Raw genomic sequence first — 20427 nt, forward strand, 5'->3', positions numbered from 1 at the left:
TTATAGAGTAGTCAGTTACTCGCCAACCAATTCAGCTGTCGTCACTAAAGCCGCAAATCTATCTTGTAATGCTGCCATCGCAGTCTCGTGCATCACGTCTGCACTTATGGCTTCTTTTTTATCATTAGGCAAGGCACGCGTGGCACAGGCATCATGGCAGACAAAACTATCAAAGCCCAAATCAAATGCCGCTCTGACGCTTGAGCTGACACACATATGACTCATAAACCCAGCAAAAATAATTTGCTGCTTTTGCGTGCCTGCTATTAGCGTTTGCAGCTTAGTATCATAAAAAGCATTAGGATGTTTTTTGACAATGACCGTTTCGCCATCTTTTGGTTGTAATTCAGCGACAATTTCAACATTCGACGATAAAGGATTAAAAACCTTATCATTATTTGCGCCGTGATGGGCGATATGGAAAATAGGAATGTCTTGGGTGCGGGCTTTATCTAGTAGTAGACGCGCATTTTTAATAGCGTTAGCACCGGCTTGCCCCAATTGCATCGCACCATCGACGTATTCGTTTTGATAGTCAATAAAGACGATAGCGCAATTTGACCAATCAAGTGCAGCAAATTGCCCACCAGCGAGTTCAAGTAAGGTCGATGGAGTAGTGGCTGGAGTAGAAGTTAGTGTATTCATCAATCGTATTCTCCGTTATTTCATATGAGCGTTAAATGATATAAGCATAAATTTTGCAGCTCACTCAGTCTAGCAACGAAATCTAAAGATAGGCGAGCAAGGATACCAACGACAAACAAAGCTTTCTAAATGACATAAAGCAAAAATATAATGTAAATACTTAATAGAGTTGTTCTTATATTAAGACAAGCTTATAACTTGTATACGCTGTACGCTTTCTTAGTTTTAGCTGTTATTAACCAAACAATCTAGTGATATAGCAAGATGAATGCAATGTTTTCCAACACATTTCACAGCCATTTTTAAGCAAAATATGCTAGGATTAGCGGTTATCTTTATCGCTACTATTTATAGCGTAGCGCCAATAAAACTGCGCTAAATCGTGCGCATACCAACCTTTTTCTAAAGAGTGCCTATTGTGATATTACGCCGCTATATGACTCAACAAGTTGCCTCAACGACCGCCTTGGTATTGGGGTTTTTAGTGGTGATGATGCTCGGCGGGCGCTTAATCCGTTACTTTGGTATTGCCGCAGAAGGCAATCTGGACATCGGCTTATTATTTACCATTATTGGTTATAACCTGCCTTACTTTTTAGAGCTTATCCTGCCACTGGCATTTTTTATCGCTCTCATGTTGGTATTTGGGCGTTTATACGTTGACCAAGAAATGGCGGTGATTAATGCCAGCGGCGTGTCGCGCGGTAAGCTTGGCCGTTTGATGACACCGTTGATATTGGCATTGTTTGTTGGGGAGGCGGCTTTATCTATCGTTGGTAAACCGTGGGGCGTACGCTCATCGGAAAGCGTCTGGCAGCAGCAGGCATTGACCAGTGCTTTTGATTTGATTCGTCCCAATCAGTTTATTAGTAGTGGCAATTATCACTTGTATGTTGGCAGCTTAAGCGATGATAAAAAGCAGTTGCAAGATGTGATATTGATACAATCTGAGCCTAAAGCCAAAGGCAGTGCGGCAAAAAATGCGGCCGTTGATGTTAATAATAATATAGACCCAGAAACTGCTGAGCAACTCAATATCCCAGAGCTGCCAAACGCGCTCACAAGCAACAAAGTTATAAGCAAAGACCATATCAGTAAAGATACCATTACCTTGGCCAAACGCGCTGAGCAAGTAGATACTGGCAGTAGCGGTGTCACCCAATTGGATTTATTCCAAGGTCGCCGTTATGAAGTCGGCGCGGGCAGTCTAAAGTATAATCAAGTGGGCTTTGATCGCTACCGTATCACCTTGACCGAATCTTCCAAAGAAGTCATCACCGAAGCCAATATCGAAACCCAAGCAATTGGTCCATTATGGCAAGCCGCCATGGGCAATGCAGCAGTGAATAGTGAAAATGCACTTCGAGCGGCGCAAGGGGAGCTTGGCTATCGTCTGGCTTTACCTTGGTTGATGATTATCGCGCCGATGCTCGCCGTGCCACTGGCGCAAGTACGTCCGCGTCAAGGTCGCTGGTTGCGCCTGTTCCCGTCGATTTTATTATTTGTCAGCTGTGCGCTGGGCATTATTTCGCTTAAAAACGCTGTGAGTAAAGGCAGTGTGAGCGTTTGGGCGTATGCATGGTTAATATTAGGATTTATAGTATTGGCGCTTTATATGAACTGGGGCAGCCGCATGCAGCATCGTTTGCGCTTTCGCAAACCAGATGAGCTGTTAACCGTTAGCGAGCATCAAGGCAATATTGACCACAAAAGCAATGGCTCACAAGGAGGACAATCCTAATGAGCGCTTTATTCTCTAAATCATCGAATTCGCCAAACGCTAAACTTAAACTTGCGCCAAAACCAACCAATCTAAAAGTGCTGAGCCGTTACGTTAAACTAAACGCTTTACTTGCTATCATCGGCGCGGTCATAGGTTTGTGGGCATTGCAGTTGGTGTTCTCTTATTTGTCTGAGCTGGATTCGCTAGATGATAACTATACGATGGGCGAGGCGATTAAATATATCTTTTACCGCTCGCCGTACTTCTTAGAGCAGTTTATCCCAACGGGCGCATTACTTGGCGCGGTGGTCGGTTTGGGTTTATTGGCCAATAAAAGCGAGCTGGTTGTCATGCGCGCCGCTGGCGTCAGTGTTTATCGTATCGTAGGTTGGGTATTGCAGCCTGCTATGATTTTTGTGCTGTTGGCATTGGTGATTAATCAGTTTGTATTGCCGCATTCGAATCAATTGGCGCAAGAGATTAACGACGAAGATAACAGCTCGCTTGTCACCTCGGTACGCGGTTATTGGACGGTACAACCACGCTTTGAGAGTGCAAAAGACGGTAGTGCCAAGCCAGATGGCAGCGATATTTTGTATATCGATTATGCCGATGTGCAAGGAAATATTGGCGAGGTCAAACGCTGGCATTTGGACAATAATGGCAACTTGCAAACCGCCATTCATGCTGAGGGTGGCAAATATATCGGCCGCGAACCGATAGATACCGATAGCAGCAAGCCAAGCGAGCAATACCGCTACGAGTGGCAGCTGAACAATATGACCAAGCTGATGATTAGTCAGGGCTTTGAGAGTAGCCAAGCTATCGCACCGTCAGATACCTTGAGTTTACCTTTTGCGCCTGAGTCAGTGTATTTACTCACTCGTAAAGCCGAAGATTTGTCATTGACCCAGTTATACGAGCATCGTCAATTTATGCGCCAACAAGGCACGCGCTCGTTAAGTCATGAGTTGGCATTTTGGCAAAAGCTGCTCTCACCGCTATCGATTCTATCGCTGGTGATTGTTGCTTGCTCATTCGTTTTTGGCTCATTGCGTACCCATAGCTTAGGTTTACGTATCGTCGTGGCATTGCTATTTGGCTTGCTGTTTAGTTACGTGCAAGACTTGGTTGGCTTTGTTTCGCTCGCGACTGGATTTTCGCCATTATTAATGGTGATATTACCCATTATCGCCAGCACGATATTGGGTGGATATTTACTGAAACGGCAAATGTAGTTTTAAAAATGTAATTGTAAAATATAGTTCTAAAAATTTAGCCATAAAAAATCCCGCTAACACATCATCGTATTAGCGGGATTTTTGTTCGTGCAGCTTTTAAGTTGCTTAAGATTAGTCTTTGGTCGCCATGGTAATGGTATAGGTTTTACCTTGTTTGATCTTTTCGCTATTGCCAAACACTTCGGTAAATGAGCGTTTCATAAACTGGCGTAAACCATTAATTGTGACCACATAAAAACGCCCACCTTTACGCATGCGCGCATAGGCATCAAGGAAGTATAAATAATGCTGCTCTTTGCCTACTTTAGCGGGCAAGTTCGACATTACCAGACTAAAATCTTTCGTTTTATCTACATGATTAAAGCCATTTGATAAATGCACATCGACATTTTTCAGACCATTTTTCTCGCAATTCAGACGTGCATATTCTACCGCCATAAAGTCTTTATCAATCAAGGTATGCAGACCATTCGGACATTCACTCGCCGCCGTCATGCCGAGCACGCCATAGCCACAGCCCAAATCTATTGAATCATCATCCGCTTGAAAATCCACATAATCAAGCAGCATCAAGCTACCATCATCGAGCTTTTGTGGCGAAAAAATACCCCACGTGGTCGCAAAATCAAACGGCTTGCCCAGTACATCTTGGCGAAAGTTAATATCTTCGCGCCAGTGTTTTGCTTTTTCTAAAAGTTCAGCAGGAGGTCTATGGCTCATGGGATTCTCGAATTATTTAATAAATAGAAGGTTAATACATTATGGCAGGTATTGTAACGAGAAAAGGGCAGGTTTGCAGCTATGGATTGATGAAATAATATTTTGGGAAGCTCTATTGCAGCAATTGTAATGGGAGCCAAGCCTTTGCAACCTAGCAGTCATGACAGGATAACCGCTCCAGTCAGGGCTAAACCGCACCGCACGGCGACTACTATAAGATAGCAAAATTTAAGGATAAATTAGGTGTATAGGAGTGAAGTTTTAATCGTAGGCTGGGTTTTTAACCCAGAAGATTATAGCAATTAACTTGAAGTTCATATCTAGAGTGAAATTTTGTATGTAATATAGTACGAAGTTATTTTTCTAGGTTACCTACTAACTCGCTATGTTGAAAACCTAATCTACTTTTTATATAAAGTTAAATGGAAGTAAAAAATGAATAAAATATTATGTTTTGTTTTAGCAACCACTTGTTCTTTTCCTGCGCTTGCAGGACAACTTGATTCCTTTATAAATTCAGTCGCAATACCTGAAAATGTTGAATACAATGTAAATGGTTGGGAAAATATAGATGACATCGAAGGCGTTGACTGGAGCTGGCCTTACTATGAAGTCGGTAAGCACGATTACATCATGATTGGTACAGGTCAATTGGGTAACAACCGCAATCCTAATATTGGTGTAATGGATATTAGAGTTGAAGGTACTAGAACCTTTTTTAATTCAGTATATATAGTAATAAGCAATGGCGGGTTTCCTACTTCAAAAAGTAGTTTGAATAGACTTTTTGGTCAAGGTATCGTTGAAGAAGTCCGGTCAAAGTGTAATGAAAGTTTTGGTTCTACGGGTTCTAATGCAACCTATAGCTTCAAGCGAAAAGGATATAACCCTGTATTTATTAGATATGGTTATTCTGAAGGAAGCGCAATGTTTGCTACTGATATTAAGCTTTCTAACTTACTTTATAATTTAACTGATGACTGCTATAACTGACTTTAAATTAGCCACCGTAGGTTAGATGGAGCTGGCGACACCCAACATTATGAGTCCAAAAATAGACAGTTTATAGACTGGGCTTTTAATGCAGCAAACGAGCGAGTTAAGCTGATAAGCTAAGATTGTGTTTAGTTGATTAAATAAATCTAATTTTATTAGAAAGTTCTCTATTTCATAGATAGAGCGGGGCTAAAAGTCCAGCCTACGCGTGCTTGACCATACTTTCTTCGAGAGTTTTAAAACCCTAACCACGCGGATGACGCTCTGTATGCAATTTCTACAGTCTTGCCGTCGTCAATCATTATCCTCAAAAGTCTAACTGCGACCGACCCCCAAAAACTTCTAATCCTATCCTCTCAAACTCTTTTTCAATAAATAATCAAAGATAAACGGACCAAAGGGCAAAAACGAGCCAAGCACACCTGCAGGCATTGCCCACAGCGGCATTTTTATTTTGCTCGTTGCAATCAGCAGCAGCAAGATATAGGCGATAAACAGTGCCCCATGCGCCATACCGACATATTTCACTACTTCAGGAATACCCAGCATGTATTTTAGCGGCATGGCGATACCAAGCAATAATAAAAAAGACGTGCCTTCTAAATAACCCATGATGGTAAGGTTTTTGAGTGCAGAATTTTGCCCTTTTGTTAGGCTGGGCAGAGTGGATGGCTGAGCTTGCAACACTTTTTATTCCTCTTACAATCATCAATAAATCTTTAGTTCCAGCTTTAACCGCGCGGATGATGGTCCGCATGCAATTTCTGCAATCTCGCCGTCGCCACGTGGGTATAAATCTGCGTGGTAGACAGGTCACTATGCCCAAGTAATAACTGCACGCTACGTAAGTCTGCGCCATGATTTAATAAATGGGTGGCGAAAGCATGACGTAAGGTATGTGGCGATAGCTCTTTATCAATACTGGCGACTTTGGCGTATTTCTTTAATAGATACCAAAAGTTCTGCCGCGTCATATAGCCACCTTGCGCGGTTAAAAAGACCGCTTGGCAATTGCCAGATTTGAGATGCGCAATCAAATCGCCACGAGCATGCGTTAAATAATCTTCTAGCGCATCGCTTGCATATTCACCTAATGGCACCAGTCGGGTTTTATTGCCTTTACCAGTTATTTGTAGCCAGCCAGAATTTAGATTGACCTGTTCTAGTGACAGATTAATTAGCTCGCTAACACGTAGACCACAAGCATAGAGTACTTCTAACATGGCTTTATCACGCAGACCGAGCGCCGTGCTGCTATCAGGTGCGGCAAGTAGGTTATCGATATCCGCCTCGCTTAAGTCTTTTGGGAGTGGACGGCCCAACTTGGGGCTTTTGATACGCTCGCAAGGATTGTCTTCGCGCAGGTTGCTGGCAATCATCCATAGATAAAACTGGCGCAAGCTTGAGAGCATTCGCGCTTGGGTGCGTGGCGTTTTGCCTTCTTGGGTAATAGTTGAAAGACAGTGCAGCACTTCGTCAGGCTGCCATTTCGTCAGGGCAATAGGATTGGTCAGCTCGCAAGAGCGCAGGTCGCGCACGTAAGCATTACGCGTACGCGTTGCAAGACCGCGTGCCAGCATGGCTTGACGAAACTCAGTCATATAAGCTGGTTCGTCATCAACCGCCAGCGCTTTAGGTTGGCGCTGCTGTACGGCACGGTCGCGGCTCATAAGACGGGACTCGGTGATTGAATGTTAAACACGTTCTAAGCACCATAACGAAGTGATTTCCGCACTGCGCGCGGCAAATAGGGGATCGGTATCATCTTGACTGCGACCATGCTTAGGTTTTGTATCGAGGCGATATTTCACTTTTAAACCGCTATCTGCAAACCAGCCCAGTAATTCATCACGGGTACGCAGCTGCAAATGCTCAGCCAAATCCGACAAAATCAACCACACCTCTCCTTGCTCAGCTAAGTGCTGGTTTGCGCCCTGCAACAACCCACGCAGCATGGCGCTATTAGCATCATAGACAGCGTATTCGAGTGGTGAGCTTGGTTTAGCGGGCAACCAAGGTGGATTACAGACAATTAAATTGGCGAGTGGCGCATCAGTCGGATATAAATCCGCTTGCTGTAACTGTACGCTAGTTAATGCTAAACGTGTAAAGTTCTCCTTGGCACAGGCTAAAGCACGTGGATTTAAGTCTGTGGCAATTACTTGTTTCACACCGCGCTGCGCCAAGATTATAGCCAGCAACCCAGTGCCCGTACCGATATCATAGGCAACATCATGAAATTTTGGCAACGGTGCATCGAGCAATAGCTGCACATATTCATGACGGGTTGGTGCAAAAACACCATAATACGGGAAAATCGATACACCTAAATTTTCAATTGGTACGCCTTTTTCGCGCCACTGCGCTGCGCCTAATGCGCCTTGCAGGTCACGAAACGACAGCACGCACGATTCATCCAACTGACCAAAAGCTGCCATACAAGGAGCGCTCACATCAGGGGCGCGACGTAGCTGGCTGGTATAATTCGTATCAAGCTCTAGTAGCAAACGGCTTAATATGCGCGAACGCTGCGCTTGCATTTGGCGCTGCTGATGAAATAGGTTGGGTATGGCTAGGGATTCAGTTGTGGATGCAGAAGATTTAGCAGACTTATTAGCCGCTTTCTTCATTTTGCGCTGTTCAGCGCGCTCATTAGTGCGATCGATACGCCGACCAAGCGCTTGTAGCAATTGCCGTGCATTATGAAAGTCACCGCGCCATAGTAGTGATGTCCCTTCGCAAGCCAAGCGGTAAGCTTCATCTGCGGTCGTTTTATCATCGACCAACACAATACGCGTAGGTGGCACATGATTGCTTTCTGATAACCAAAGTGCTTGATGTAAGGTTTCGTTTCCGTCTTTGTTTTCGAGCCACTGCACATACTGCTTTTGGATTGCTAACACGTTATCTACCTTTAATTTGTGAATGATATGTTTCGTACAAAGCAAAGATATCTTGATGCTATTAGTGCTATTAGTGCTATTAGTGCTATTAGTTCTATTACTTTATTAATGTACTGACGTTCTTAGTGCTCTTAGGTTACTAATGCTCTAGGGTCAATTAAATGCATTTAAGCATTCTTTTTCTTGACCAAATACCGATAAAGCGTGGCATTGATAGGCGCGTCATTATCGCTAGCAATTGTGATTTCATCGGGATCGACATTTAAAGGTACATTTTCAGCAAGCGTTTCTTGCTGTACAAGCTCATGCCCCAAATGACGGCAAAAATTAGGAATATCGCGAGTAGTCGCAGGGTCAGTGGCGAGTATCTCAATCACCGCACCAGCTTCGGCTTTACGTATGGTTCGATGTAACATCATCACTGGCTCAGGGCAAATCAGCCCTTGGGTATCTAAATGATGTTGAATAGTAGTATCAGATATTGAAGGTGTCATAGTCGTTTTTTTAAATCGATAAAGTATGGTGAAAGTTTTTTACTATTCATTCGTTGCCGTACCATGTTTGCCGTACCATGTGTTCAGCTGCTTTATGCTTCTTTAACAACATCAGCTTCTTTGTCGGCTCCCAAAAAGTTAAAAAAGCGCTTAAAGCTAACTTTGAATAAAAATGCCACGCCAAGCCAACAAGATAACCCCAACCAGGCGGTATCGGCAAATAATAGCCCACCAAGCAATATGAGGGTTGATACGCCAATACTCATGGCAATCATCGATGGCTGATTTAAGCGATAACGGTAAATCACCAATGCATCATAGATAGTAATAGGAATGGTGAGCGCCACTAAAGCATAGGGCAAGTTATAGAAGAGTTGATAAAGCAGTTGATTGTCATGAAAGGCTTTGATACTGGCAATGGTGCCAAAGACCATAAAGGCGAGAATAGCGGCATAAATAAGATAAATCGCTATTTGGTTGACTCGCTGAGCGCCTTTGATACGCGCAATCGCGAGCGGCGCAAAGCCACGCTGAGAGCTATTTTGCAAGGATTGGTCTGAAACAGTGGTCATATTAATCAGTCATTTATTCGTTTAGATGATGCAGCAAAGAGGCACGGTATGTTAGCAATGGATTTACTGCACTATTAATCCGCTTTAATGGCGTCGATGGCGATACTGCTACTGGGATCAGCAAAGTAAGTCGACATCAAGATACAGGCGGAGATATCATCAATCGGGTCGCGCTCGTTTTTAATCCAGCCATTTTCCCACGCAATTTCCCGTGCTGCCACTGAGGTCAGGCGCTCATCGCAGAGGCTCACTACCACTGGTAGATGTTGTTCCATAATCCTATGAGCTAAGCGACGGGCAAATTTATGCGCCCGCTTGGACAGCATTGAGCTGCTACCATCCATATTGAGTGGCAATCCGACCACCACTTTTGCCACGCCCCAAACCTTGATAATGCCGAGCAGATTATCCCAATCAGGCTGACCATTATTCATCGCCAAAATATCAAAAGCACGCGCAGTCTCAGTAATGCTATTACCTAATGCCATGCCCATTTTTTTGACGCCATAATCGAGCGCCAAAATAAGATGCGGCTTAATCGCTGGTTCGACAGCTGTCGTATCTGTTATAAGCGTGCTATCTACCATAATCAGGGGTATTTCCTATTTGTGTCTTCATTAAGCAAATGCTGCTAAGTATATAGCACTCAATATATAACGCTAGGCATGACCAATATCGCTACTTAAATAGTCAAAATTAACGCCAATCTTATCGGCAGCGATTTGCCACCGTTCTTCAAATGGCGTATCAAACAATAGATTAAGATCAGCAGGACAGACGAGCCAGTCGCCGTTATTAAGTTCTTGATCGAGCTGTTTTTTACCCCAACTGGCATGACCTAAGCACAGCTGATAATGACCAACGCCTTGACCGGCAGCGATACGCTTAAGAATATCTTGACTGGTAGTGATACAAACGTTTTCTGATATCGCAAAGGAAGATGCCCATTCCGGCTGACCGGTATGCAGGACAAAGCCAATTTCTGGATACATAGGACCACCTGCTAACGCCACATCTTCCATCACTTGCGGATCAGTCACTTCAATATCTAAGTCTTCTAGCAGTTTGCCCACTCGCGACTGCTCCAATGGACGGTTGACCATCAGACCAAGTGCACCGTTTTTATCATGACGACAGATATAAATCAGCGCCTGCTCAAACCGTGGGTCTGACAGCTCTGGCGCGGCGATTAAGAAATGATGGGTCAAATTGGCTTTAGACATAGCAAAAAACGCAACCTAATATGAATGGTGAGACACCACTATATGGCGATACTGAGTAAAAAATCAACCAAAGCAAATGTTTAGTGGTGATTCGACGTTAATGCTGAATCATAAATCTTTATTTAACATCGCTCAATAAACTACGGGCATGGTCACGGGTGACGTCAGTAATAGTTACGCCGCCCGACATGCGTGCTAGCTCGTCGACTTGCGCGCTATCGGTTAAGATTAATAGCTCACTTTCGGTTTGCTCATCATGATGTTTTTGTACCAATATATGCTGATGGGCTTGCGCCGCGACTTGCGCTTGGTGGGTAATAGCCAATAACTGCTGCGTCTGCCCAAGCGCCCGTAATAACTCACCGACCACTTGCGCCGTGCCACCACTAATACCCACATCGACTTCATCAAATACCAGCATTGGCTTGGCAGCATTATTATCGGCATTGGTCGCTTGCAATACTTGCATCACCAGTGCCATCCGTGACAGCTCACCGCCCGAAGCAATCTTATGTAGTGGTTGCATGGGCATACCGACGTTGGCGCTAAATAACAAATCAATATCATAGCAACCTTGCGCACTATACTGGCTAGGTTCGGATTTTTTGGTAAAGACAAACTCGCAGCGCGCATTGGGCAGCGCAAGTGGCTGTAATTGCTTAATTAATTGTTTGCTGACAGTCGGCGCAGCTTTTGAGCGTTCTTTATTTAACTGAGTTGCAAGCGCAAGATAGTCCTGCCATGCTTGCTCAATTTGTGCCGCCATGGCATCGCTACTGGGCTCGTTTTCTAATTGTTCTAATTGTACTTCCCAACCTTTTGCCTCATCGATTAAATCATTCGCTGGTAAGCCGTGCTTACGTGACAAACGATGTCCGAGACTGATTAAGCTATCGAGTGTTTGTAGCCGTTCAGGGTCAGGTAGCTGCTGCTCAGCATAATCCGATAGTAACCCCGTCACTTCAGTGATTTGCTGCTGCGCTAAATGCAACTGTTCGGAAGCTTGCTCAAAAGTTTGACTGACGCCTAACTGATGATCACAGAGCTTGATTGCCTGTCCTAATAAGGTCATGACATCAGGCTCATCGGTGTCATTATCGAGCAGATGCAAACCATGACTGGCCTCTTGCATTAATGCTTCAATATTGGATAGCTCTTCATGCTCCGCTTCAACTTCTGCATAATCAACGGCGAGTAATGGCGCAATATCGGCAAGTTGACTTTGCAACAATTGCATACGGTCTTGGCGCTGGGCTTCACGGCTGGCGATATCATCAGCCCGGCGTTTGAGCTGCTGGTAGGTCTGATAACTGCTGGCCGTTTGTGTCGCAAGCGGTGTGATTTGCGCCATCTCGTCCAGCCATTGCACCACAAACTGCGGCTTAAGTAATGCTTGCTGGGCATGTTGAGTATGGATATTAACCAGTAAGGCACCGAGACTTTTTAGCTCAGCCAAACTGACTGGCGTGCCATTTAACCACGCTTTTGAGCGTCCTGTATTACTGAGTTGACGGCGAATAAGGACTTCGGGTTCTTCTAGAGGTCGGTCGTTTTTGGCAAACCATTCCGCAATGACGTCATTATTTTCCACATCAAACTGCGCATAAATATCGGCGTGCACAGCCCCATGTCTGACCATCGCACTGTCAGCGCGCTCGCCTGCACATAGCGATAGCGCATCCAATAATAATGACTTGCCAGCACCCGTCTCACCGGTGATGACATTGAAGCCTTCAGCCACGCTCAGCTCATGCTGAGCAATCAATGCAAACTGATGTAAAGTTAATGATACGAGCATCAATGCCTCTCATGGCAGACAATGAACTTCACCAATTATGCTGATAAGTCATGTCTAAAATATGTAAATAAGGGAATAAACGGCTTTGGTTAATGGTGCTAATGAAATAAAGGGAATTGGTAAATATTATGGTGGCAAAAGATAGTAAATACAAATTTTAAAGGTAATCAAAGTTGGGCGTTTATTTAACAATAAGCGCAACTTTCCTCGTCGCTGTAACAAACTTTATAGATATAATGTGGTAGCATAATCTCACATAATGATAAACTCTTACCACCAGATTTTCATACGATCTGTGCTACAGGGTTGGTCTTATAGATAATGAAATATAGCATTAGTCGTTAAAAAAGGTTGTTTAACTGTCATTTAGGCGGTGAATTAATCTCTGGTTTTTCAATTTGGTTTTTCAATTTGGTTTTTTAGTTTGGCAATAATTATTTGATAAGGAAGCCACTATGACAGCGGCGCAATTTACCAATGTAACAGTCAATGCTCAAGCCACGATATCCTATGATGGTCGTTGCTCAAGCCATACCATTATGTTTGAGGACGGTCGCCATAAAACGTTAGGGGTTATTTTGCCTTGCGATAATTTGGTCGAACACTATCACTTTAGCACCAATACCTCCGAACGTATCGAAATCATCAGCGGTGAGTGCGAGGTAAAAATAAATGGCGAAGAAGAGTTCAGCTACTACCGCGCAGGACAGTCATTCGTGGTCGAAGGCAATAGTGGCTTTAACCTACGCACGGAAGAAATCGTGCAGTATATCTGTCATTTAGAGGGTTAATGCTGTTTAAGATTGGTTGTATTAAAAGACCATTTCTGACACCTAAAGCTAAGCACTTAAAAAGAAATAAATCTTGCGATAAGGTTTGTTTCTTTTTTTTGGTGAGTTTTTTAATAATAAAATTTCGTTTAGTCGATGATTAGTTGCTACAATTATCGCTATATTTTTCTTCTTTATCGCCGCGCGCGATATCCACTTTATAATCAGTAGGCCTATTATGGCAAAACCCAGCTATTTCTATGGCATTCATGCGATTGATGCCTTACTCGAACACCGTCCTCTTGATGGACTCAGCTTGTTTGTCCAGCAAGGACGCGAGACTGACAGTAACGTGCAAGCGATTATGGCGCAAGCACGTGATAATGGCATTAGTATTCAACCGACGCAAAAAGACAAACTTACGCAACTGTGTGGCAGCCCGCAGCATCAAGGTGTAGTGCTTAATGCGCGCCCGTTAGGTTTCGCTGATGAAGGTTTGCTCGATATCCTTGCTAGCCGTGAGCAGTGTTTATTGTTGGTGCTTGATCAAATTACCGATGCGCATAACTTTGGCGCGTGTTTGCGCACAGCCGTAGCAATGGGCGTTGATGCCGTCATTTGTCCAAAACATCATGCGGCAAGTCTCACGCCAACTGTTGCTAAAGTATCGGTAGGGGCAGCAGAGATGATGCCTATCGTCAGTGTGACCAATTTGGCACGTACGCTAACCAAGATTAAAAACGCTGGTGTATTTGTCTTTGGTACTGCTTTAAACGCAGATGCTAAGCCAATACATGAGGCAGATTTGACCGGTAAAACTGCTATTATTATGGGCTCAGAGGGTGAGGGCATGCGTCGCCTGACTATGGAGAGCTGCGATGAGCTGGTTTATATTCCGATGTCAGGCAACGAGCATGGTAACTTACAAAGCTTAAATGTGAGTGTTGCTACCGGTATGGCGCTCTACGAGATTAATCGGCAGCGGACTTTAGCTGATGGGCAAGCGTAAGATAGTCTTGGTGTAAGGGCTCAAGCTGTACATATAGCGCCGCAAGATCGCTCTCGTTGAGCACCACATCATCCGCATGACGATTACGTTCTTCGCGGCTCAGCTGATTGACCATAATGGCTTTAATCTTTTGCACGCTTTGCTCATCACGCTGAGTCGCACGCGCAAGCTGGGTGTCCTCAGTGGCATCCATCACCAAAATACGCTGGCATAAATTAGCAAGACCAGCTTCCGCTGCCTCAATCAGCAGTGGCGCTGACAGCACCACATAAGGTGATGTACTGGCTGCTAGTTGTAGTTTTGCAGCTTCACGTATCGCCGGATGAGTGATTGCTTCAAGCTCAATTAGGGCTTCAGGATGAGTAAAGACATGAGTGCGCACGGCGGCACGGTCCATTTCACCATCGGCATTCAACACCCAATCGCCAAATTTTCTTTTAATTTTGCGTAAAGTGGCGCTACCTTTAGCGACCACTTCATGAGCAATCACATCCGCATCAATAATATCAATCCCTTTCTGAGCGAACCAATCGCTCGCAGCCGACTTGCCACTGCCGATACCACCGGTCAAACCGATGACCAATGTCTTACTTTTGGTTTGGCAAGGCTGTGGTTGAAAGGAATAAGATAAAGATGAGGCATAATTTGACATAATGATGACTTATTTAACTGATAAAATAGGGATGACCGTAATACAGCAATAACCTATTCTAGCAGGTTAAAGACTCTGTTTTTAGAAATTATAGGTCTACTTTCATAGGATAGATGGCTAAGTATACATCCCTAGATACCAATTGACGATGTCTGAGCCGTATAGTAAAGCAATGATACCGGCAATCGCGATATAAGGGCCAAAGGCAAAAGGACGACTTTCTCCTTGTTTTTTCATCAGAATAAGCCCAACGATTGAACCAAGCAGTGACGACAGTAAAATAATTAACGGCAACATCATAGGTCCAAGCCAAGCGCCTAAAACCGCCAATAATTTAAAGTCGCCTTGTCCCATACCATGTTTTTTAGTGATGAGATAAAAGACTTTGACCACCACCCACAAAGACAAAAATCCGAGTAATAGCCCCCAGATAGACTGAGTAGGCGATACAAACCAGCCTTGCGAGTTTACTGCCAAGCCTAATCCTGCTAAAGGAAAGGTTAAACGGTCAGGCAGTAGCTGGGTATCAAAGTCGATACCGGTTAATGCTACCAGTGTCCAGACCAAAATCAGGGCAGATAATCCAGCCGCGCTGACGCCAAACTGGTAAATAACTAAGATAGATAGTAGGGCTGTGACTAGCTCAATAATAGGATAACGCAGTCCTATAGGGGCTTTACAATCCGAGCAGCGCCCACGTAAAACTAGCCAACTTATTAAAGGGATATTCTCATACCACTTTATTTTATGGGCGCAGTGAGGACAGCGTGAGGCAGGTATGCTTAATGTAATAGGGGTATCGGTGGCGACAATGTTTGCCAGTGGCGTCGTATGTTCACGCGGCATGTCTGCTTGCTCGGTCATAAATTGGCTACATTCTTGTCGCCACGCCGCTACCATCATAAGCGGTATACGATGAATGACGACATTTAAAAAACTGCCGACACAAAGACCGAGTAGACCAAATACGACTAAGGCAAGAGTCATATTTTCTTGTAATAACTGAATAAATTGCATGAAGTCGTTGTCCTTGTAGTAGATTTTAGCCTACTACTGCGCCCATTTGGAAAATTGGTAAGTACATGGCTATCACTAAGCCGCCTACTAATACGCCTAGTACTGCCATAATTAATGGTTCCATTAAGCTGGTCAAACCATCAACGGCGTTATCGACTTCATTTTCGTAATAGACCGCTACTTTATCGAGCATTTCTTCTAAACTACCTGATTCTTCGCCGATACCAACCATTTGAATCGCCATACTTGGAAAGATATTAGTTGAACGTATAGAAAACTGCAATTGTTGACCGGTTGAGACATCGTTTTTGATTTGCTGAATGGCATTGTAAAATACCACGTTGTTTGCTGCACCAGCGGTAGAGTCTAAGGCATCAATAAGGGGGACACCTGCAGCAAAGGTGGTCGATAGCGTACGGGCGAAACGGGCGATAACGGCTTGATAAGCAATATTGCCAAATATCGGCGCTTTTAACACTGCACGGTCTAAGAAGTCACGAAATTTCTTAGAGCGCTTTTTGGCCTCTGAAAACCCAATAATAGTACCCCCGATGAGCACAATTAAAACAAACCACCATGCCTGCATCCACTCAGACATATTAACGACCATTTTAGTAAAGGCAGGTAACTCGGCACCAAAAGACTCAAATAAGTCTGAGAATACTGGAACTACTTTAATCAGTAGAATCATAGTAACGATAATTGCAACGACGACAACCGCAATAGGATATTTCATCGCCTTTTTAATTTTGGCTTTTAACAGCTCACTTTTTTCTTTATAGGTTGCAACACGCTCTAACATGGTCTCAAGCGCACCTGATTGCTCGCCAGAGTCAACCAGTGAACAAAACAGGTCATCAAAATAGCGCGGATGTTTACGCAGTGCTGAAGCAAAGGTACCACCCGCTTCAATATCGGCTTTTATTTGCAACACCAAATCTTTCATACTCGGGTTATCAAGTGAGTCGGCGACAATCTCAAAAGACTGGGTCAGTGGCACACCTGCTTTCATCATCGTTGCCAATTGACGGGCAAAAATAGCAATATCAATTGGTTTGATAGACTTTTTAAAGGTATAGAGCGGCTTTGGCTTTTTCTTTATACCTTTAACGGTGATACCTTGTTTGCGTAAAGTGGCTTTTGCCAGCTCCAAACTACGACTGGTCGTTTCGCCTTTGACTTTTTGTCCGCGTCGGTTTACCCCATCATAGACAAAGTCTAACAGCATGTCGGTTTTAGCTTTTGCCATTTTATTACCCTTAAAGTTCTGTCTAGTAGAGATGTTGCAAACCTATAAAAAGATAAGTGATAGGTCTTTTATAGCAGGCGTACTTCATTTTAGCTCGAAAAGCCAGTATATAACTGTTTTATATTTAAGTACATCTGTTAGATAATATTGCTGGTTTACAAAAGCAAAGCATTAGAGTCATAAACAATTTATTTTATATTCTCATATTAGTTATTCAGAGGTGACGCGCATCATTTCCTGAATACTGGTCACCCCTTGTAGTACCTTTAAAATACCTGAGCGCCGCAAGTCTCTAAAGCCATTTCTGAGTGCAGCATCCTTAATATCTATCGCGTTACCATTTTCCATGATAATACGAGAGATATCAGGGCTGACTTTCATGACTTCATAGATACCGACACGTCCTTTGTAGCCTTCGCGGCATTCATTACAGCCGACTGGTTCATAAATGATATTGTCTGGATTGTCTAAATCAGTATCGGTAAACCCCAATTCAAGTAGGCTTTGACGTGGAATATTGATTGGTTTTTTACAGTTTTTACATAAACGCCGTGCCAACCGCTGAGCAATCACCAAGTTTACTGACGTGGCAATATTAAACGAGGCAACACCCATATTACGTAAACGCGTTAAAGTTTCAGGTGCAGAGTTTGTATGCAGGGTCGACAGCACCATGTGTCCCGTTTGAGCCGCTTTAATGGCAATCTCAGCGGTTTCAAGGTCACGAATCTCACCAACCATAACGATATCAGGATCTTGACGTAAGAATGACTTAAGCGCATTGGCAAAGGTCAATCCCACCTTCGGATTGACGTTGACCTGATTGATACCTTCAAGGTTAATTTCGACTGGATCTTCGGCAGTGGAAATATTGGTCTCGCCGGTATTTAGTATATTAATACCCGTATAGAGAGAAACGGTTTTACCAGAGCCGGTAGGACCGGTAATGAGTAGCATGCCTTGCGGCTTATGTAAGGCTTCTAAAAACATCTCTTTTTGATCAGGCTCATAACCTAGCGCTTCAATGCCTAGCATGGCCGATGAAGGATCCAAGATACGCAAAACAAGCTTTTCGCCAAATAAAGTAGGTAGAGAGTTTACCCGGAAGTCGATAGCTTTATCCTTAGAGATTTTAAGCTTAATACGCCCATCTTGTGGAACACGGCGCTCGGATATATCCATTTGCGACATTACCTTTAAACGCGCTGCAATTTTTCCTGCAAGCTGTACCGGTGGGTTGGCCATTTTTTGCATGACGCCATCGACACGGAAACGCACGCGAAAGGTTTTCTCATAAGGTTCAAAATGTAAGTCTGATGCGCCCATACGAATGGCATCGACCAACATTTTATTGACAAACTTTACAACTGGCGCTTCATCGACACCGTCACTAAGCTTGGTTTCAGCTTCTTCTTTACCCTCATCGAAATCTACGTTTAGATCGTTATCAGAAAAGCTATCAAAACTTTGCATAGAGTCAGCGTAAAGGTTTTCAATACGCTTTTTTAGCTTATCTTCTTCAACGACGACGGTCTCAATAGATAAACGTGAGTTAAAGGCAATGGCGTCGATGGCATCAATACGGGTCGGGTCACTCAATGCCACAAATAAGCGCTGTCCGCGTTTAAACAGCGGTAAAGCATTAAACTTACGCACGATTTTTTCATCGACCAAGTCTTTTGGTATGACGTCTGAGCTGAGCGCATCAAGATCAAACAAAGGGTCACCAAAAGCTTGCGACAACATCTGCGCCACTTGATAAGCATTGGCAAGCTTGTGCTCAACCAAATAAGGCACTAACCCTACTTGCTGTTGTTGTGATTCCGTTTGCGCAGTTTTCATATGCGCTTCGCTCACAATACCTTCGCTAATTAACTGCTGTGCTAAGCCGCCGTATTTACTGGCTGTAATAGACATTAAAACCTCTCTTTACTTGATACCAAATGGGCTGTATTTTTTAAACTGAATTTTATCGAAACCGCATAAACATCTGTCTATATGATTGATAGCCAACGAGCGACCATAACTTATATACTTATGTCTAATTAGCTAGTGCAAATCGGTTGTATCTAGCTTGTTGAAATTATTTATAATCAATCATACAGATGATTGATTGTCTTGGTTTTAGTTTCTATGAATAGAATAATATAGGAATTTCTTAGAGTTAAAAGACTTTATATAGCGTATAAGACTGTTCATCTGCAAAAAATGTCGTTTTGACAAAAATACTATGCAAAATTAGTTCCAATTCTGAATGCATCATACTCTAGCAACGGACTATAGCACTTGGGAAATATTTGTTATACTTGCGCGCATATGAGCCATATTGGCAGCAATAGATAAGACAAGGTATATAAGTATGCAAGCTTGGGTAATTGGAAATTGGAAGCAGAATCCAGCAACGAGCCATGACGTCAATGCGCTACTAGACGACCTATTAACTGCCGTTAGCACCAAAGAGCAGTCTGATATCGCTGGTTGTCAATTGATGGTCGCACCAAGTTTTATTCATTTAACGGCTGTCAGTGAGCGTCTAAAGGGCAGTTCAATACTTAGCGCCGCCCAAGACATTGGTGCTCATAGTGCAAGCACAGGCGCTTATACCGGCGATTGCTCAGCGCAGCAAATTGCAGATGCTGGCGCAACATGGACGATATTGGGTCACTCTGAGCGCCGCCAATACCATCAAGAATCTCATGATTGCTTATTAAACAAAATGACTCATGCGCTTACGCAAAACCTAGGCGTGGTATTTTGTATTGGCGAAACCCAAGCGCAGTACGATGCGAAAAAAACGCTTGCAGTCATTGATGAGCAATTAGCCGTTATCAAAGACTTTCTTACCCATAAACCAGAGCTTATTGCAGGTTTATCAGAGCGTTTAATCGTCGCTTATGAGCCAGTTTGGGCGATTGGTACTGGCAAAGTACCAACCGTGGCAGAGGTGAGTGCGACGCATCAGCATATTAAGCAAACGCTTGCCAGCTTTAACGATGCATTAGAAAACATGACTGTTTTATATGGTGGTAGCGTCAATGTCGACAACGCCGACAGCTTTGCCGCCGATAGCATGATTGATGGCGCATTGGTTGGCGGCGCATCATTAAAAGCAGAAAGCTTTTTGGCCATTGCTCAGGCCTTTAGCCGCGCTACGGCTTAATAAAATCAAAAAAAACAGCCGTTTAATAAATATCAAATAGCTACTTTATTCAAAAAATGTCTTTAGCAGTTGGTAAAAGTGGCTTTAACAGTGCCCTTGCAATCGTGTACAATGCGCCTTATTTATATAATCGCTTTGTTTATATAACTGGTTTGGCGTTATTAACGGTATTAGATGTCAATCGTTAAACACCACTCATTTTTATTATTAATCCTTACGATTTATTTTTCGTTATCAGTCGTGATTACGCGGCAA

20 protein-coding genes are annotated in these 20427 nt (G+C 43.6%); 6 read left to right on the forward strand and 14 right to left on the reverse strand.

Features of this window, described 5'->3' with window-relative positions; genetic code table 11:
- Nucleotides 1-15: 15 nt before the first annotated feature.
- Nucleotides 16-645, reverse strand: a complete 630-nt coding sequence (locus AC2FA3_RS05875; RefSeq protein WP_490508752.1) for a cysteine hydrolase family protein — start codon at nt 643-645, stop codon at nt 16-18.
- A gap of 436 nt (nt 646-1081) precedes the next feature.
- On the opposite strand from AC2FA3_RS05875, the gene AC2FA3_RS05880 reads away from it, so the two are divergent.
- Nucleotides 1082-2386 carry an LPS export ABC transporter permease LptF gene (locus tag AC2FA3_RS05880; protein ID WP_490508753.1) on the forward strand — a complete coding sequence of 435 codons (1305 nt, stop codon included), beginning with the start codon at nt 1082-1084 and terminating at the stop codon, nt 2384-2386.
- A complete protein-coding gene (lptG, locus tag AC2FA3_RS05885) occupies nt 2386-3606 on the forward strand; it encodes an LPS export ABC transporter permease LptG (RefSeq protein WP_490508754.1) in 1221 nt (406 codons plus the stop codon). Before AC2FA3_RS05880 ends, lptG begins: the two co-directional genes overlap by 1 nt.
- A gap of 114 nt (nt 3607-3720) precedes the next feature.
- On the opposite strand, the gene AC2FA3_RS05890 is transcribed toward lptG, so the two are convergent.
- Nucleotides 3721-4329 carry a class I SAM-dependent methyltransferase gene (locus AC2FA3_RS05890; RefSeq protein ID WP_490508755.1) on the reverse strand — a complete coding sequence of 203 codons (609 nt, stop codon included), beginning with the start codon at nt 4327-4329 and terminating at the stop codon, nt 3721-3723.
- Nucleotides 4330-4764: 435 nt separating this feature from the next.
- On the opposite strand from AC2FA3_RS05890, the gene AC2FA3_RS05895 reads away from it, so the two are divergent.
- Nucleotides 4765-5322, forward strand: a complete 558-nt coding sequence (locus AC2FA3_RS05895; RefSeq protein ID WP_490508756.1) for a hypothetical protein — start codon at nt 4765-4767, stop codon at nt 5320-5322.
- A gap of 351 nt (nt 5323-5673) precedes the next feature.
- Here AC2FA3_RS05895 and AC2FA3_RS05900 read toward each other — a convergent pair whose 3' ends face one another.
- The 8 genes from AC2FA3_RS05900 to recN all read right to left on the reverse strand — a co-directional run bounded on the left by AC2FA3_RS05900 (nt 5674) and on the right by recN (nt 12315).
- Complete coding sequence (locus tag AC2FA3_RS05900) at nt 5674-6012, reverse strand: DUF3817 domain-containing protein (RefSeq protein WP_490508757.1); 339 nt, start codon at nt 6010-6012, stop codon at nt 5674-5676.
- Nucleotides 6013-6056: 44 nt separating this feature from the next.
- Nucleotides 6057-6995: a site-specific tyrosine recombinase XerD gene (xerD, locus tag AC2FA3_RS05905; RefSeq protein WP_490508758.1), complete on the reverse strand. Its 939-nt coding sequence runs from the start codon at nt 6993-6995 to the stop codon at nt 6057-6059.
- A 24-nt stretch (nt 6996-7019) separates the two neighbouring features.
- Nucleotides 7020-8228 (reverse strand): methyltransferase, encoded by a 1209-nt coding sequence (locus tag AC2FA3_RS05910; protein ID WP_490508759.1) that lies wholly within the window; start codon nt 8226-8228, stop codon nt 7020-7022.
- Between the two features lie 167 nt (nt 8229-8395).
- Nucleotides 8396-8722 carry a sulfurtransferase TusA gene (gene tusA / locus AC2FA3_RS05915; RefSeq protein WP_490508760.1) on the reverse strand — a complete coding sequence of 109 codons (327 nt, stop codon included), beginning with the start codon at nt 8720-8722 and terminating at the stop codon, nt 8396-8398.
- Between the two features lie 92 nt (nt 8723-8814).
- Complete coding sequence (locus AC2FA3_RS05920) at nt 8815-9294, reverse strand: hypothetical protein (RefSeq protein ID WP_490508761.1); 480 nt, start codon at nt 9292-9294, stop codon at nt 8815-8817.
- A gap of 74 nt (nt 9295-9368) precedes the next feature.
- Nucleotides 9369-9881 (reverse strand): Holliday junction resolvase RuvX, encoded by a 513-nt coding sequence (gene ruvX / locus AC2FA3_RS05925; protein WP_490508762.1) that lies wholly within the window; start codon nt 9879-9881, stop codon nt 9369-9371.
- Nucleotides 9882-9953: 72 nt separating this feature from the next.
- Nucleotides 9954-10517 carry a YqgE/AlgH family protein gene (locus AC2FA3_RS05930; RefSeq protein WP_490508763.1) on the reverse strand — a complete coding sequence of 188 codons (564 nt, stop codon included), beginning with the start codon at nt 10515-10517 and terminating at the stop codon, nt 9954-9956.
- Between the two features lie 118 nt (nt 10518-10635).
- Nucleotides 10636-12315, reverse strand: coding sequence for a DNA repair protein RecN (recN, locus tag AC2FA3_RS05935; RefSeq protein WP_490508765.1), 1680 nt, complete (start codon nt 12313-12315; stop codon nt 10636-10638).
- A gap of 455 nt (nt 12316-12770) precedes the next feature.
- Between recN and ppnP the strand changes: the two genes are divergently transcribed.
- Together ppnP and rlmB are read left to right on the forward strand one after the other, a co-directional pair.
- On the forward strand, nt 12771-13106 hold the full coding sequence (ppnP, locus tag AC2FA3_RS05940; RefSeq protein ID WP_068407914.1) for a pyrimidine/purine nucleoside phosphorylase: 336 nt from the start codon (nt 12771-12773) through the stop codon (nt 13104-13106).
- Nucleotides 13107-13323: 217 nt separating this feature from the next.
- Entirely contained in the window at nt 13324-14094 is a 771-nt protein-coding gene (gene rlmB / locus AC2FA3_RS05945) for a 23S rRNA (guanosine(2251)-2'-O)-methyltransferase RlmB (RefSeq protein WP_490508766.1), read from the forward strand.
- Here rlmB and coaE read toward each other — a convergent pair.
- The 4 genes from coaE to pilB all read right to left on the reverse strand — a co-directional run bounded on the left by coaE (nt 14057) and on the right by pilB (nt 18929).
- Entirely contained in the window at nt 14057-14746 is a 690-nt protein-coding gene (gene coaE / locus AC2FA3_RS05950) for a dephospho-CoA kinase (protein ID WP_490508767.1), read from the reverse strand. The genes rlmB and coaE overlap by 38 nt on opposite strands.
- A gap of 117 nt (nt 14747-14863) precedes the next feature.
- Complete coding sequence (locus AC2FA3_RS05955) at nt 14864-15763, reverse strand: prepilin peptidase (protein WP_490508768.1); 900 nt, start codon at nt 15761-15763, stop codon at nt 14864-14866.
- 25 nt (nt 15764-15788) lie between these two features.
- The gene (locus AC2FA3_RS05960; RefSeq protein ID WP_490508770.1) at nt 15789-17012 is read right to left on the reverse strand and encodes a type II secretion system F family protein; all 1224 of its coding nucleotides are present in this window, start codon (nt 17010-17012) and stop codon (nt 15789-15791) included.
- 210 nt (nt 17013-17222) lie between these two features.
- The gene (pilB, locus tag AC2FA3_RS05965; protein WP_490508771.1) at nt 17223-18929 is read right to left on the reverse strand and encodes a type IV-A pilus assembly ATPase PilB; all 1707 of its coding nucleotides are present in this window, start codon (nt 18927-18929) and stop codon (nt 17223-17225) included.
- 442 nt (nt 18930-19371) lie between these two features.
- On the opposite strand from pilB, the gene tpiA reads away from it, so the two are divergent.
- On the forward strand, nt 19372-20172 hold the full coding sequence (tpiA, locus tag AC2FA3_RS05970; protein ID WP_490508772.1) for a triose-phosphate isomerase: 801 nt from the start codon (nt 19372-19374) through the stop codon (nt 20170-20172).
- The last annotated feature ends 255 nt before the right edge of the window (nt 20173-20427 follow it).

It is taken from the genome of Janibacter sp. CoH_79_TC_3 (assembly GCF_058197955.1).

What these genes read in the sequence shown, in the direction of transcription:
- AC2FA3_RS05875 (WP_490508752.1), bottom strand. Translation starts at nt 645, where the DNA reads ATGAATACACTAACTTCTACTCCAGCCACTACTCCATCGACCTTACTT.
- AC2FA3_RS05880 (WP_490508753.1), top strand. Translation starts at nt 1,082, where the DNA reads ATGACTCAACAAGTTGCCTCAACGACCGCCTTGGTATTGGGGTTTTTA.
- lptG (WP_490508754.1), top strand. Translation starts at nt 2,386, where the DNA reads ATGAGCGCTTTATTCTCTAAATCATCGAATTCGCCAAACGCTAAACTT.
- AC2FA3_RS05890 (WP_490508755.1), bottom strand. Translation starts at nt 4,329, where the DNA reads ATGAGCCATAGACCTCCTGCTGAACTTTTAGAAAAAGCAAAACACTGG.
- AC2FA3_RS05895 (WP_490508756.1), top strand. Translation starts at nt 4,765, where the DNA reads ATGAATAAAATATTATGTTTTGTTTTAGCAACCACTTGTTCTTTTCCT.
- xerD (WP_490508758.1), bottom strand. Translation starts at nt 6,995, where the DNA reads ATGAGCCGCGACCGTGCCGTACAGCAGCGCCAACCTAAAGCGCTGGCG.
- tusA (WP_490508760.1), bottom strand. Translation starts at nt 8,722, where the DNA reads ATGACACCTTCAATATCTGATACTACTATTCAACATCATTTAGATACC.
- AC2FA3_RS05920 (WP_490508761.1), bottom strand. Translation starts at nt 9,294, where the DNA reads ATGACCACTGTTTCAGACCAATCCTTGCAAAATAGCTCTCAGCGTGGC.
- ruvX (WP_490508762.1), bottom strand. Translation starts at nt 9,881, where the DNA reads ATGGTAGATAGCACGCTTATAACAGATACGACAGCTGTCGAACCAGCG.
- AC2FA3_RS05930 (WP_490508763.1), bottom strand. Translation starts at nt 10,517, where the DNA reads ATGTCTAAAGCCAATTTGACCCATCATTTCTTAATCGCCGCGCCAGAG.
- recN (WP_490508765.1), bottom strand. Translation starts at nt 12,315, where the DNA reads ATGCTCGTATCATTAACTTTACATCAGTTTGCATTGATTGCTCAGCAT.
- ppnP (WP_068407914.1), top strand. Translation starts at nt 12,771, where the DNA reads ATGACAGCGGCGCAATTTACCAATGTAACAGTCAATGCTCAAGCCACG.
- rlmB (WP_490508766.1), top strand. Translation starts at nt 13,324, where the DNA reads ATGGCAAAACCCAGCTATTTCTATGGCATTCATGCGATTGATGCCTTA.
- coaE (WP_490508767.1), bottom strand. Translation starts at nt 14,746, where the DNA reads ATGTCAAATTATGCCTCATCTTTATCTTATTCCTTTCAACCACAGCCT.
- AC2FA3_RS05955 (WP_490508768.1), bottom strand. Translation starts at nt 15,763, where the DNA reads ATGCAATTTATTCAGTTATTACAAGAAAATATGACTCTTGCCTTAGTC.
- AC2FA3_RS05960 (WP_490508770.1), bottom strand. Translation starts at nt 17,012, where the DNA reads ATGGCAAAAGCTAAAACCGACATGCTGTTAGACTTTGTCTATGATGGG.
- pilB (WP_490508771.1), bottom strand. Translation starts at nt 18,929, where the DNA reads ATGTCTATTACAGCCAGTAAATACGGCGGCTTAGCACAGCAGTTAATT.
- tpiA (WP_490508772.1), top strand. Translation starts at nt 19,372, where the DNA reads ATGCAAGCTTGGGTAATTGGAAATTGGAAGCAGAATCCAGCAACGAGC.